We start from the raw sequence: 12731 nt of genomic DNA, 5'->3' as shown, positions 1-12731 counted from the left end.
AGCCTATTTATGGATGAAAAGCACAGTACAAAGGTGGAGATTTAGATGATTAAGAAGAATGCCATTTTCTTGCTGATAACAGTTATATGCGTCATTATCGTTGGTTTCATTATTCTTTCAAAAACAACAAATCAGAATGAAAAGGAAGGAGCAACCATGAAAAATTCAAAAACATTGATTGTCTATTACTCAAGGACGGGGAATACTAAGGCAGTTGCCGAACTTATCCAAGAAAAAGTTGGTGGAGATCTCGTACAAATTGAAACAAAAGAGCCAAGACCAAAGGATTACAGAACGGAAGTAGAACAAAATGCGCAAGAACAAGAGAGTGCTACCCTACCAGAATTAAAAACAACCATTACTAATTTTGAGGACTATGATCGTATTTTTATTGGTGCGCCCACATGGAACATGGCTTTGCCTCAAGCGGTCGTTTCATTTTTAGATAGTTATAATTTTGAGGGGAAAACGGTGATCCCATTTAACACGAATGGCGGTTACGGTCCTGGTTCAACCTTTAGACAGATAAAAGCTGGTGCGAAAGGAGCGAAAGTTCTAGAAGGATATTCTGTAAAGGGCGGGGAAGAAATTAACGGTACCATGCTTGCAATTAAAGGTAAAAATAAAGCTGAGGTATCAAAGGAAATAGATACCTGGCTAGAAAAAATTAAACAATTAAAGACTAAAACTTGAAACACTAAAATTCATTCTCATTACTTGTCTTACAAGGGTTTAGAGCAAAAATAAAAGCATGAACACTGGAAACTCGGTATAATTGAAGTGCTAACTAACAATTAATCGAGGAGTGTTCATGTTATGAAAATTATAACACAAAACGACCATCAATCTCTTGAAGTTTTATCTTCAATCGAAGCATTTTTTTTGCGTTTTCGCTTATCTCAAATTGCGAAGGTTTCAAACGCTGTAAAGACAAAAGGTGTTCCATTTCGAACGCTGTTCTGTTATTTGATCAGTACACTTTTCTCAAACAGATCTGCATACCGTGATTATTTGAAGCATCAAGATCAGCTCGGATTCTCAGATAAGACCTTCCGTAATCTGCTGAATAACGGCAAAATCAATTGGCAAAAGTTCTTGGTTTTGCTCTGCCGCCGTATCATTGTGTTCATCGAACCCTTGACCGAACCAACACGCCGGAATGTATTCATTGTGGATGATTCCATGTATGAGCGAGCCAGCGCAAAGCACGTTGAACTAGCGGCGTTTCAGTTTGACCATGCGAAACACAAACATACCCGTGGCTTTCGGTTTCTTCAACTAGGTTGGAGTGACGGCAACACATTCCTCCCTGTTAACTTTTCCTTGCTTTCTGGCAAGAATCAAGTGTGCAACCCAAAATCCATCGACGGCCATACACTTTCAGGAAAGCGTAAGATTCAGGCACAGCGCAAAGCAACCAATGTAGTGTTGGAATTGTTATCATCAGCCTTGTCTCAAGGAGTGAATGCTTCCTACGTCTTGTTTGATTCCTGGTTTTCTAGCCCTAAGATGTTTCATCAGTTGCGTGAAATGGGACTTCATGGAGTAGCCATGGTGAAACGTTCTAAGAAAGTTTATTACCAGTTCAACGGTGGACTGATGGATGTGAAAACGATCTTTAACACCCAGAAGAAACGTCGCGGATGTTCACGCTATCTGTTATCCGTTCTTGTTGAAGCAGTTGACGGGGAAACGTCGGTTCCAGTCAAACTTGTTTATATCCGCAACCGCAATAAACGAAATGATTACCTTGTCTTGGCGACAACGGACACCCGGCTCTCTGAAGATGAAGTTATTCAGCTTTACGGAAAGCGCTGGTCGATTGAAGTATACTTCAAGATGTGTAAACAGTACCTCCGCCTGGCAAAATATCAAGGATTGTCTTATGACGGTATCTTTGCACATACCGCTCTTGTCGCAATTGGTTACTCAATCCTTGCAGTCCAACACCGTGAACAGGTAGATGATCGGACCCTGGGTGAATTGTTTTATCTCATGGTTGATGAACTTACTGACGTCACCTTCGCAGAAGCGATTCAACAATTGATTGATTTATTTAAAGAAGCTTTTAAGGATGAGTATATCCTTTGTGAAGAAGTACTAAATACTATTATTGAGCAATTTTTAAAAAAGTTACCTGTCAGCTATCAAAAACACCTAATTAAAGCAGCTTAGCTCTAAATTAGCCGGGGTAACCGCAGTGGTGACAAGGGGTTTGCACGATTTTCGTACTTTCAAGTTTTAGTTAAAGAAATAGAAAGGTGTTAGAAAAGTTGCATAAAGAAAAATTTGGAGTCATCTTACCGATTACATTGATATCCTATTTTTTGATATTAATGGATAACTCGATCATTTTTACCAGTTCAGTGCAGATAGGCGAAAGCCTGAACTTATCTGCCGCATCACTTTCATGGGTATCAAGTGCGTACACGCTCATGTTCGGAGGCTTCCTGCTTCTAAGTGGACGGCTTTCTGATTTACTGGGAAGAAAACGTATTTTTCTGTTTGGGCTGCTCATTTTTGGGATCAGTTCACTAATCATTGGTCTATCAAGAACAGCTGAGATGGTGATTGCTATGCGCGCGATTCAAGGGATTGGCAGCTCGATTATTGCACCTACAACCCTTGCATTAATCATGGATGCATATCAGAACAATATGAGACAGCGTGCTATTTCATATTATGGCGCAACAGCAGGAATTGGTTCGAGTGTCGGTTTATTAGTTGGCGGTGGGCTGACTAGCTTGATTTCTTGGCGAGCTGGTTTCCTGATAAATGTACCGTTCACTCTTCTTCTGTTTTTCTTAACATTAAGGTACGTAAAAAATTCAGAACGACGAAAAGAAAGAATTGATTATCTAGGCAGTTTATTAGCAATCACAGGATTAATTGGTATCATATATGGATTTACAGAAAGCAAAGGTATATTCATCATTGCCGGTATGATTATCTTAGGCTTATTCATTTTCTGGGAACGAAGCGTTCCATATCCCCTGTTGCCATTATCACTCTTTAAAAATAAGATACGATCCGGTGCATATGCCGCACGGCTTTTATTTATGATGGCAATGTTGCCATTTTGGTTCTTTTTACCGCAAATGATGCAGAGCCAATATGGCTTTTCGGCCTTACAATCTGGTCTGGCATTTTTACCTCTGACAATCGTCAATTTTATCATAGCCATGCAATTACCGCGATTAATCGCTAAATTTGGAAATAGCAAAGTTTTACTTGTTGGTGAGATAATATTAGTGGCTGGGTTAATTTTACTTGCTTTCTCTAACCCAGCCAATGGTTATTGGCGTACTATTTTCATTCCTATGGTAATACTAGGTTTGGGGCAAGGACTGATTTTAGCACCGGTCACCTCAGCAGGCGTTCATGAAGCGCCAACTGAACTAGCTGGTATTGCGAGCGGCGTTACAAATACCATGCATCAAATTGGCGGGCCAATCGGCTTATCTTTAATTGTCTCGACTGCTACTGATTTTTCTATTGAAATCTGGTTAATGACGTTATTTACACTCGCTTCTATACTGGTGGTTGCTATTTTTGTGAATGAAAAGAAATAGTGATTACTTCTGAACAGAGCAAAAATGATTAATTTAATGATAAACAAAATAAATCCCTGTCTATCTTTATCTTGGCAGGGATTTATTTTTTAAAAATCTTTGAAATTAACAAATAAATGAAAAAGTTAGTGCCATTTAAAAAGAAAAATGACATCTTAATATCAATCACAGCCCCGAATTTACATTATAAAACAAAATTTACCACGTCTATTCATCGTCCAATTTCTTTCACCAAAAATCGAATAAAGAGAGAGATTCTCATGTGAATTGTTAATATCCTGAATCCGTGACGAAATTTCCGCTTAAAGGCAAACAAATCGCATAAAATTTAGTATAATTGGTATATCAGACAAATTAAATTCATTCCACATTCAGGTGATCTCATGAAAAAGTTTGTGATAGAACCCACAAAAGAACGAATTGTTGCCCAAGCTGGCTTAGCGATAGTAGGAAATTTACTAAATCAAACGAATTTAGTTTCCAGGTTGAATGCCTATAAACTCCCTGATATCTCCCGGTATCCGGCTTGTTCCAATGGCGATGTGGCTAAATCTTATATCGGCTTGCTTTGCCAGGGAAAAAGTGATTATGACAATATTGAAACCTTCCGTGATGATGCTTTTTTTGCACTGGCTTTGGATATCCAGAGGGTTCCTTCCAGCCCGACTCTCAGGCAACGATTGGACCAGGCCGCCTTGGTGGAAAAATGGAAAACGATCTTGCACGAAGAATCGCTGGATCTGATTCGCCATACAAATGCGGAAATCAGCCCGGTTTACGCCAAAGACAAGCCGTATATCCCGGTTGATCTGGATGTCTCCCCTTTCGATAACTCCAAGACAAAAAAGGAAGGGGTAGAAAGAACCTATAAAGGCTGTGACGGTTATGCCCCTATGTTCGCTTACATGGGACAGGAAGGTTACTGCCTGCATGTTGAGATGCGAAAGGGAAGTGTCCACTGCCAAAAAGGTACACCAAATTTCATCCAGGAAACCATTCAATCTGCCCGGAAACTAACAGATCAGCCATTGCTTTTCAGGCTTGATTCCGGAAATGACAGCCGGGATAATCTCATTATTCTCCTAGAAAACCATGCAAGCTTTATTATCAAACGCAATCCCCGTAAGGAAAAAGCTGAGGACTGGCTGAACATTGCCCGAAAATATGGGATCTGTTGTGAAGAACGGGAAGGAAAGAAGGTTTACCTTGGATCCATCCCCGAAACCATTCAAATTAAGGACCAGGAGCGAAACATCCGAAAAGTTTTTAAAGTGACCGAAAGAACCATCTCAAGAGACGGACAAATTTTTTTAATTCCCGAGTATGAATTTGAAACCTACTGGACGGACCTTGAAGTGCCGCCTCATGTGGTGATCTCTCTTTATCATAACCATGGCACTTGCGAACAGTTCCATAGTGAAATTAAATCAGAACTGGATCTCGAACGGCTGCCGTCAGGCAAATATGAAACGAATGGCCTTGTGCTCCATTTCGGTGTATTTGCGTATAACCTGCTTCGCTTGATTGGACAAGAAAGCTTGAAAAAACAAGATACGCCATTGAAAAAGAAAACAACAAGAAGAAGAATCCGAACCGTCATCCAGAATATGATCACACTGGCCTCAAAGCTGGTTTTCCGTGGCCGGCAATGGAAATTAAAAGTCGCGGAGACCAACAAATGGTTACCGGTCTTTACTCGTTTGTATCAAGCCTTTTACTAAACATCCCGATCAATAGACTACTAGGAAAAAAGAAATAAAAAAACGAAAACTTGAAAAAATGGAAATTTGCAGATTTATTTGGCGTGCACAAAAACGAATGAAACAGGGAAATTTTTACATACTGAATCACTAAAAGTGCATTTATCGAATAGTCGGACACCACTATATCCTTACTCTTGGGAAATCTACCTATTAACGGCGTTTGTTATATTTTCGTCACGGATTCAGGTTATAATAAAAATTTTTAAAAAAACCGGTAAAATGGTTCACGCATCCTTTTGAATGTGTTATACTAATGAACAACAAGTATAACACATTTGCTAAACAGTGCATATACTGGTGGCATACGGGAGGGGCAGTGAAAAGAAACCACATACATACGGAGCCATTTTCCGGTTCGAAAAGGATGGGAACGATACATGGAACAAAAAGAAATAGTGCATATCATCTCGGACTCGGTCGGAGAAACGGCTGAATTTGTTGTAAAAGCGGTTGCTGCGCAGTTTAACGGCGGCCACATTGAAATCAGGCGGCACCCGCATGTGGAAGAAACAGACGATATCGAACCGGTAATTGAGGCGGCAAAAAAACAAAATGCCATCATTGCTTACACGATTGTCGTTACCCCTTTGAAAGCATACATTGACCGCCGCGCCGGCGAAGAGGGGGTTATTGCGGTCGACCTGATGAATCCGTTGATGGAAGCTTTTATGAAAAAGTTTCACAAGGAGCCGTACCATCGCCCGAAATTAATGCGCAAGCTGGATCAGGAATACTTTAAAAAAATCGAAGCCATTGAATTTGCCGTGAAATATGATGACGGGCGCGATCCAACCGGGCTGAAAAAAGCGGACATTGTTCTGCTCGGCGTCTCCCGGACGTCGAAAACGCCGTTGTCCATGTATTTGGCGCACCACAGCTTTAAAGTGGCGAATGTCCCGATCGTGCCGGAAATCGCGCCGCCTGATGAATTGTTTTCCATCCCGCGGGAAAAATGCATCGGGCTGATGATTTCGCCCGAGAAACTGAATGAAATCCGGAAAGAACGGATCAGGGCAATGGGTTTAAAATCGGACGCCAATTATGCGAGCTTTGAACGGATTTATGAAGAACTCGTTTACGCGGAGAACATCATGCGGAGACTCAGATGCCCGGTCATTGATGTTTCGAATAAAGCGGTGGAGGAAACAGCAAGCCTTATTATTGAAATGTTCAAAAACAGGGAGGAGCTGCTCAAATGACAAAATTTGTCTACTTGTTCAACGAAGGCAACAGCCATATGCGCGACCTGCTCGGCGGCAAAGGGGCCAATCTAGCGGAAATGACAAACATCGGCCTGCCGGTGCCGTTCGGTTTCACAATTACAACCGAGGCATGCAATGACTATTATGCAAACGGCAAAAAAATTTCGGGCGCAGTCGAAACGCAAATTGAAGAAGCGCTTTTGACACTGGAAGAAAAAACCGGCAAAAAACTGGGCGGCAAGGAGAACCCGCTGCTCGTCTCCGTCCGCTCCGGCTCTGTGTTTTCGATGCCGGGGATGATGGATACGGTACTGAACCTCGGCATGAACGACGAGACCGTGGAAGCTGTCGCAGGACTGACCGGCAATCCGCGCTTTGCTTACGATTCGTACCGCCGGTTTATCCAAATGTTTTCTGACGTGGTGCTCGGCATTGATGTATACCATTTCGAACACTTGCTTGAACAAACCCGGGAACAAAAAGGGTATACAGCTGATCCGGAAATGACTGCGGAAGACTGGAAAGACATCATAGCCGGCTATAAAAAAATCGTTAAAAAACATACGAAACAGGATTTCCCGCAAGACCCGAAAACGCAACTGTACCTTGCCGTAAATGCCGTTTTCGATTCGTGGAATAACCAGCGTGCCATTGTATACCGCCGCCTGAATAAAATTCCGGACCATCTCGGGACCGCCGTCAATATCCAAAGCATGGTATTCGGAAATATGGGGGATGATTCCGGAACCGGCGTCGCTTTTACACGGAACCCGTCAACAGGCGAACGCGTGCTGTACGGCGAATATTTAATCAATGCCCAAGGCGAGGATGTCGTCGCCGGCATCCGCACCCCGCAGCCGATCCAGGTGCTGGCAAAAGACATGCCGGAAGTGTACCGCCAGTTTGTAAAAACAAGCAAATTACTGGAAGAACACTACAAAGACATGCAGGACATTGAATTTACGGTGGAACGCGGCAAACTGTACCTTTTGCAAACCCGGAACGGCAAACGGACGGCGCAGGCTGCAATCCGCATAGCCGTTGAAATGGTGAAAGAAGGCATTCTCGATAAAAAGACAGCGCTTTTAAGGGTTGATCCGGAACAGTTGAATCAGCTCCTGCACCGCCGTATTGATGATGTCGCGGCCAAAAACCATCTTGCAAAAGGGCTGCCGGCATCCCCGGGAGCTGCAACCGGCGCCGTTGTATTTGATGCTGATGAAGCGGAACGGCTCGGCAAGGAAGGGAAAAAAGTGATTTTAGTCCGCCCCGAAACGACACCGGATGATATTCACGGCATTATTGCATCCCAGGCGGTTGTGACAAGCCGCGGCGGGATGACGAGCCATGCGGCGGTTGTCGCGCGCGGGATGGGGAAAGCATGCATCTGCGGCTGCGAATCTTTGAAAATTGATTTGAAAGCGGAACAATTTACGGTCGGCGATACGGTTGTCCGTTACGGGGATGTCATCACGATCGACGGTTCGACAGGTGAAGTGATGCTCGGCGAAGTCCCGATGATCGACCCTGAGCTTTCCGACGAATTCAAAACACTGCTTGAATGGGCGGATGAGGTGCGCGATCTCGGCGTGCGCGCCAATGCCGACAACCCGGCGGACGCGAAAAAATCGCTCGAATTCGGTGCAGACGGCATCGGCCTTTGCCGGACGGAGCATATGTTTATGGACATTAAGCGCGTGCCGATCGTTCAGGAAATGATCCTCGCCGAGACTTTGGAAGAGCGCGAAAAAGCTTTGGATAAACTGCTTCCGATGCAGCAGGGCGATTTTGAAGGCATCTTTGAGGAAATGGCCGGCCATCCGGTGACGATCCGCCTGCTCGATCCGCCAATGCACGAATTTTTGCCGGATAAGGAAGAACTGCTAGTAGAAGTAACAAAACTGCAGCTTACGGCACCAGGCTCAAAAGAACTGGAAGAAAAAGAATACTTGCTGAAAAAAGTCCAGCATCTTGCTGAATTCAATCCGATGCTCGGCCACCGCGGCTGCCGGCTCGGCATGATTTTCCCTGAAATCTACGAAATGCAGGTCAAAGCAATTTTTTACGCTGCCGCTGCCGTCCTGCAAAAGGGAATAAAAGTCCAGCCGGAAATTATGATTCCGCTTGTCGGCCATGTGAATGAGCTGAAACGGATGCGCGCGCTCGTGACGGATATGGCGAATCAGGTCATGGAGGAAAAGGGCTTGAAATTCGATTATACAGTCGGCACGATGATCGAAATACCGCGCGCCGCCCTTACCGCAGACCAAATTGCAGAAGAAGCCGATTTCTTCTCGTTTGGCACGAATGACTTAACGCAAACGACATTCGGCTTCAGCCGCGACGATGCGGAAGGAAAATTTTTGCAGCAGTATATCGAGCAAAAAGTGCTGCCGGAAAATCCGTTTGCCGTCCTTGACCAGGAAGGCGTCGGCAAACTTGTCGAAACCGGCGTCAAACTCGGCCGCCAGACAAAACCGGGCTTGAAAACCGGCATTTGCGGCGAACACGGCGGTGAAAAAAGCTCGATCGAATTCTGCTACAAAACGGGCCTGAACTACGTCAGCTGCTCGCCTTACCGCGTACCGCTCGCAAGGCTCGCCGCTGCACAGGCCACCATCCGGAACAAAAAAGAAGACACCGGTAAAGTGACAGTCGCTGCAAAATAAATCATTTTTTACAAAGCGCACGGCGGGTTACCCCCCCCCCGTGTGCTTTTTTTCTGGCAGGCTCATGAAAAAAGCATGCCGGGGCGTGCTAACTCATAAGTAAAACATATCAATTAAGATGAAAAAGCCATTATTTAAATGATAAAAGAAGGAATGTAAGATTAAGGGGGAGGAGGGATGAGGGTGGCATTTCATTTTATCACAATCGACCATGTCCAGCTTGCTGCTCCACGTGGCAGTGAACAGACAGCCAAAAAGTTCTACGCGGAAATCCTCGGATTTACAGAAGTTGAAAAACCGGCAGAATTGAAAAAACGCGGCGGCTGCTGGTTTCAAAACGGAAAAATACAAATCCATATCGGCATTGAAGAACCTTTTTTACCCGCCAAAAAAGCGCATCCTGCATTTGAAGTCAGAAATCTCGAAAGCTTGAAAGACAGGTTTGCTCGCTATCAAGTTAAGTGGGCAGAAGACGGCAAGCTCCCAGGAGCAGCGCGCATTTACGCAACTGATCCATTCGGAAACCGGCTCGAATTTTTAGAATGGAAGAGCAAGTAAAAAAACGTGCAAAATGGTGAAATGAGAAATTGGCAATATCACTGTAAAATTGCGCAATCATGAAAGCAAATCCGTCTGGAAATCCAAAATGCGTGCATGCCTGCCCGGGTCTTGGTTAAAGTAACAAGGACGGAAGGAGGTATAAACATGGACAACACCCATAAATATGTGCAGAAGCTGAATGAACAGCAAAAGAAGCAGGAACAAAATAAAAAACGGCAGGGGAACGGAAGCCCGAGTGAAAAGCTGCCGACAAACCGGCACTAAAAAAATGGCGTGTGGAATACACGCCATTTTTCAAAAGAACGGGACAGCCACGCTCCAAAAAACGGGAACTAGTTTACATAATAATGTTATAAAAAACTAAACATTTCTTTACCGCTGAGATGCCTGTTTACCCGGAAAAATGGAAAAGGCAGCCAATCAGATGGCTGACTGGTTGCCCATGTTTTCTTCCGCTTTCATACTTCGCGCAATTTGTTGTGCATGGCGCTTTGCTTCTTTAACGGACTTTCCTTTTACCGTAATCAATCGTCCGTCAATAATGAAGTTGAAAATTCTGTTTCTCATATGTTATCACCTCTTCTTTGTTTACCCATTGTTCTTTTTTTAAAACATATGCTTCGTTCGGAAAGTTTGTTAGTAGTTGAAGATGCAGTTAGTAGTAAAAATATTGCAGCGGGCAGTTTCATGTTATCCGTCGTGCGCAGGAATTTTTTGCGGGACTCGGGCTTTACACTGATAAAATTATAACAGAAAAACAACGTAAATACAACATATTGATACGGAAAAGTTTTTTCTGCCCATATTTTGAAAAGCTCTGCTTTAAAACTAATAAAAATCACATCATTCATTTGGACAGGCAACAGAATGGCAAAATTTCGTTCGCTTTATGTAGCATGCATAGTAAACAAATCTTAAAGAAGAAAGGATGCAAAATCTTGTCACTTAAAGAACATATCCTCCAATTGGAAAAATCGCTGCTTGAACCTTCGACACGCTCGGATCCGGCAAAATTGGGCGCATTGCTGGGGAATCTTTTTTTGAATTCGGCTCATCGGGAAACATCTGGCATAAACGGAAATATACCGGACCGGGCGGCATTGGGGTGAGGGAGATGGCGCTTACAGATTTTGAAATGCATCCATTGGCTGATGGCGTGGTCCTTGCAACCTGCAGGGTGGACGACCGAACAAGAAAGCAGCAAACCTTGCGCAGTTCCATTTGGAAATATACGGACAGGAGCTGGAAAATGGTTTTTCACCAAGGAACGGTTGCCTCCTCCAAATAATGTTTTCGTTATTTTGAAAACGTTTAAAACAATATGGAAACCTGTTACAATGGGGGAAAGGCAAAAGGGAGGAATTTGGATGTTGAAAAACGATTTGGCCAAACGGCTGAAAACACGGTACCCGTTGATTCAGGCTCCGATGGCAGGGGGCATCACAACACCAGAGTTGGTGGCTGCGGTGTCAAACGCCGGCGGGCTGGGCATGATCGGGGCGGGGTACTTAACCGCTGCTCAAACAAAAGAACAAATCCGGGAAATCAAACAGTTAACCGGAAACCCTTTTGGCATCAATTTTTTTGTTCCCGGCGGGTTTGAAGCGGCAAATGAAAAAATAACAGCCGCAAATGACATTTTAAATCGGGTCCGCAAACAGTTAAAAATAGAGGCAAAAGCGGAAATAGAAGTTCCTGATTTATATAGCGTACAAGATCAATTTTTGGCACAGGTGCAAGTGGCCATCGAAGAGAAAGTGCCTGTTTGTTCATTCACTTTTGGAATACCTTCCGGGAAAGTGATCGAAAGGCTGAAACAAAACGGGATCCTCCTTATTGGAACGGCAACAACCGTCGATGAAGCGGTTGAAGTGGAGCAGGCCGGGATGGACATGGTGGTTGCGCAAGGCAGTGAAGCGGGGGGCCACCGGGGAAACTTTTTGAAAGACCATGAGGAAAGCATGATTGGCCTGATGTCACTGGTTCCCCAGGTTGCCGACAATGTCCGGATTCCCGTCATTGCGGCAGGCGGCGTGATGGATGGCAGGGGGCTTGCAGCAGCGCTTTGCTTGGGGGCGAAAGGCGTGCAAATGGGAACCGCCTTCCTGGCCTGTAAGGAAAGCGGCGCACATCAGGCCCATAAGGAAGCCGTTCTCCATGCGAAAGAAGATGAGCTTGTCCTCACCCGGTCATTTTCCGGAAAATGGGCAAGAGGCGTAAAAAATGCGTTTATCTCGGAAATGAAGCCGCATGAAGCGCTTTTTCCGGATTATCCCGTGCAAAATGCGCTCACACAGGATATCAGAAAGGCTGCCGGAAAGCAGAACAACCGTGAGTTTATGTCACTTTGGTCCGGCCAAAGCCCGCGGCTCGCAAAACAGCAAACGGCAAAAGCATTGATTGACCATGTCATAAAAGAAGCTGAAGAAATCATGGGCAAAATGCCTGAAACTCTATAATTTTTCGCCGGCAATGAAACAAGGCATCAAGGCACCACCTGTAGCGTTAAGTCCAGTCATTGCCTGGACTGTAGCAGAAACCATATTAGGAGCCATATTTGCTCCTCTGAGTGCAAATATAAAGAGTGGCAAACTATTTGGATTTAGACACCCATGCCGCAGTGAACGCGGCACCAGCAGAAGAATGAAAATCAGCCGGTGCAATTTTTCAGGATAGAAAAAACGGAAATTAATGGGCACGATAATCTTATTAAGAGGTGATGAAAACGATGGACAGTATTACAGCTATCTTTATTGTGGTATCAGTGATTATCTTGATTTCGTATTATATCCCCAGATTATCGTTTAATACAAAGTATGATGGATTTAAGTTATATCTAAATAGAGGCTTAATAGGTGTTCCTTCAGCTTTCTTATTAGCAAGCATTATTTTCTTGTTGATTGGAGCAATATTTTAAAAGCATTAGGGGAAGAAATTTGAAATTCATTGATGTAAAGCGGGAAG

Annotated in this window: 12 protein-coding genes; 11 read left to right on the top strand and 1 reads right to left on the bottom strand. The window is 44.1% G+C overall.

Features of this window, described 5'->3' with window-relative positions; translation table 11 throughout:
* Nucleotides 1–45: 45 nt before the first annotated feature.
* The 8 genes from ABR335_RS09895 to ABR335_RS09860 all read left to right on the top strand — a co-directional run bounded on the left by ABR335_RS09895 (nucleotide 46) and on the right by ABR335_RS09860 (nucleotide 10031).
* Entirely contained in the window at nucleotides 46–693 is a 648-nt protein-coding gene (locus ABR335_RS09895) for a flavodoxin (RefSeq protein ID WP_230951768.1), read from the top strand.
* Between the two features lie 123 nt (nucleotides 694–816).
* A complete protein-coding gene (locus tag ABR335_RS09890) occupies nucleotides 817–2175 on the top strand; it encodes an IS4 family transposase (RefSeq protein ID WP_155641220.1) in 1359 nt (452 codons plus the stop codon).
* A 98-nt stretch (nucleotides 2176–2273) separates the two neighbouring features.
* Nucleotides 2274–3572 carry an MFS transporter gene (locus tag ABR335_RS09885; protein ID WP_081092984.1) on the top strand — a complete coding sequence of 433 codons (1299 nt, stop codon included), beginning with the start codon at nucleotides 2274–2276 and terminating at the stop codon, nucleotides 3570–3572.
* A gap of 383 nt (nucleotides 3573–3955) precedes the next feature.
* Nucleotides 3956–5293, top strand: coding sequence for an IS1380 family transposase (locus tag ABR335_RS09880; protein ID WP_350346156.1), 1338 nt, complete (start codon nucleotides 3956–3958; stop codon nucleotides 5291–5293).
* Between the two features lie 419 nt (nucleotides 5294–5712).
* Nucleotides 5713–6534, top strand: coding sequence for a pyruvate, water dikinase regulatory protein (locus tag ABR335_RS09875; protein WP_013859320.1), 822 nt, complete (start codon nucleotides 5713–5715; stop codon nucleotides 6532–6534).
* The gene (ppdK, locus tag ABR335_RS09870) at nucleotides 6531–9206 is read left to right on the top strand and encodes a pyruvate, phosphate dikinase (protein WP_061087091.1); all 2676 of its coding nucleotides are present in this window, start codon (nucleotides 6531–6533) and stop codon (nucleotides 9204–9206) included. Before ABR335_RS09875 ends, ppdK begins: the two co-directional genes overlap by 4 nt.
* 183 nt (nucleotides 9207–9389) lie before the next feature.
* The gene (locus tag ABR335_RS09865; RefSeq protein WP_035188957.1) at nucleotides 9390–9764 is read left to right on the top strand and encodes a VOC family protein; all 375 of its coding nucleotides are present in this window, start codon (nucleotides 9390–9392) and stop codon (nucleotides 9762–9764) included.
* Between the two features lie 147 nt (nucleotides 9765–9911).
* On the top strand, nucleotides 9912–10031 hold the full coding sequence (locus ABR335_RS09860) for a DUF4023 family protein (protein WP_035188959.1): 120 nt from the start codon (nucleotides 9912–9914) through the stop codon (nucleotides 10029–10031).
* A gap of 156 nt (nucleotides 10032–10187) precedes the next feature.
* On the opposite strand, the gene ABR335_RS09855 is transcribed toward ABR335_RS09860, so the two are convergent.
* Nucleotides 10188–10334: a hypothetical protein gene (locus ABR335_RS09855; RefSeq protein ID WP_013859324.1), complete on the bottom strand. Its 147-nt coding sequence runs from the start codon at nucleotides 10332–10334 to the stop codon at nucleotides 10188–10190.
* Between the two features lie 445 nt (nucleotides 10335–10779).
* Between ABR335_RS09855 and ABR335_RS09850 the strand changes: the two genes are divergently transcribed.
* The 3 genes from ABR335_RS09850 (at nucleotide 10780) to ABR335_RS09840 (ending at nucleotide 12684) form a co-directional block, all read left to right on the top strand.
* Nucleotides 10780–11055, top strand: a complete 276-nt coding sequence (locus ABR335_RS09850; protein ID WP_350346726.1) for a DUF4440 domain-containing protein — start codon at nucleotides 10780–10782, stop codon at nucleotides 11053–11055.
* A 79-nt stretch (nucleotides 11056–11134) separates the two neighbouring features.
* Nucleotides 11135–12226, top strand: coding sequence for an NAD(P)H-dependent flavin oxidoreductase (locus ABR335_RS09845; protein ID WP_251460346.1), 1092 nt, complete (start codon nucleotides 11135–11137; stop codon nucleotides 12224–12226).
* Nucleotides 12227–12495: 269 nt separating this feature from the next.
* Nucleotides 12496–12684 (top strand): hypothetical protein, encoded by a 189-nt coding sequence (locus tag ABR335_RS09840; RefSeq protein ID WP_340702607.1) that lies wholly within the window; start codon nucleotides 12496–12498, stop codon nucleotides 12682–12684.
* The last annotated feature ends 47 nt before the right edge of the window (nucleotides 12685–12731 follow it).

Origin of the sequence: Heyndrickxia faecalis (assembly GCF_040267745.1) — a bacterium.
In the GTDB taxonomy this organism is placed as follows: domain Bacteria; phylum Bacillota; class Bacilli; order Bacillales; family Bacillaceae_C; genus Weizmannia; species Weizmannia faecalis.
Note: the sequence above shows the minus strand (reverse complement) of the source record. Positions and strands in the feature narration are given on the sequence as shown.

Bases quoted from the DNA above. Each gene is read 5' to 3' on its own strand.
- ABR335_RS09855 (WP_013859324.1), bottom strand. From the start codon at position 10,334: ATGAGAAACAGAATTTTCAACTTCATTATTGACGGACGATTGATTACG.
- ABR335_RS09845 (WP_251460346.1), top strand. From the start codon at position 11,135: ATGTTGAAAAACGATTTGGCCAAACGGCTGAAAACACGGTACCCGTTG.
- ABR335_RS09840 (WP_340702607.1), top strand. From the start codon at position 12,496: ATGGACAGTATTACAGCTATCTTTATTGTGGTATCAGTGATTATCTTG.
- ppdK (WP_061087091.1), top strand. From the start codon at position 6,531: ATGACAAAATTTGTCTACTTGTTCAACGAAGGCAACAGCCATATGCGC.
- ABR335_RS09860 (WP_035188959.1), top strand. From the start codon at position 9,912: ATGGACAACACCCATAAATATGTGCAGAAGCTGAATGAACAGCAAAAG.
- ABR335_RS09875 (WP_013859320.1), top strand. From the start codon at position 5,713: ATGGAACAAAAAGAAATAGTGCATATCATCTCGGACTCGGTCGGAGAA.
- ABR335_RS09890 (WP_155641220.1), top strand. From the start codon at position 817: ATGAAAATTATAACACAAAACGACCATCAATCTCTTGAAGTTTTATCT.
- ABR335_RS09895 (WP_230951768.1), top strand. From the start codon at position 46: ATGATTAAGAAGAATGCCATTTTCTTGCTGATAACAGTTATATGCGTC.
- ABR335_RS09880 (WP_350346156.1), top strand. From the start codon at position 3,956: ATGAAAAAGTTTGTGATAGAACCCACAAAAGAACGAATTGTTGCCCAA.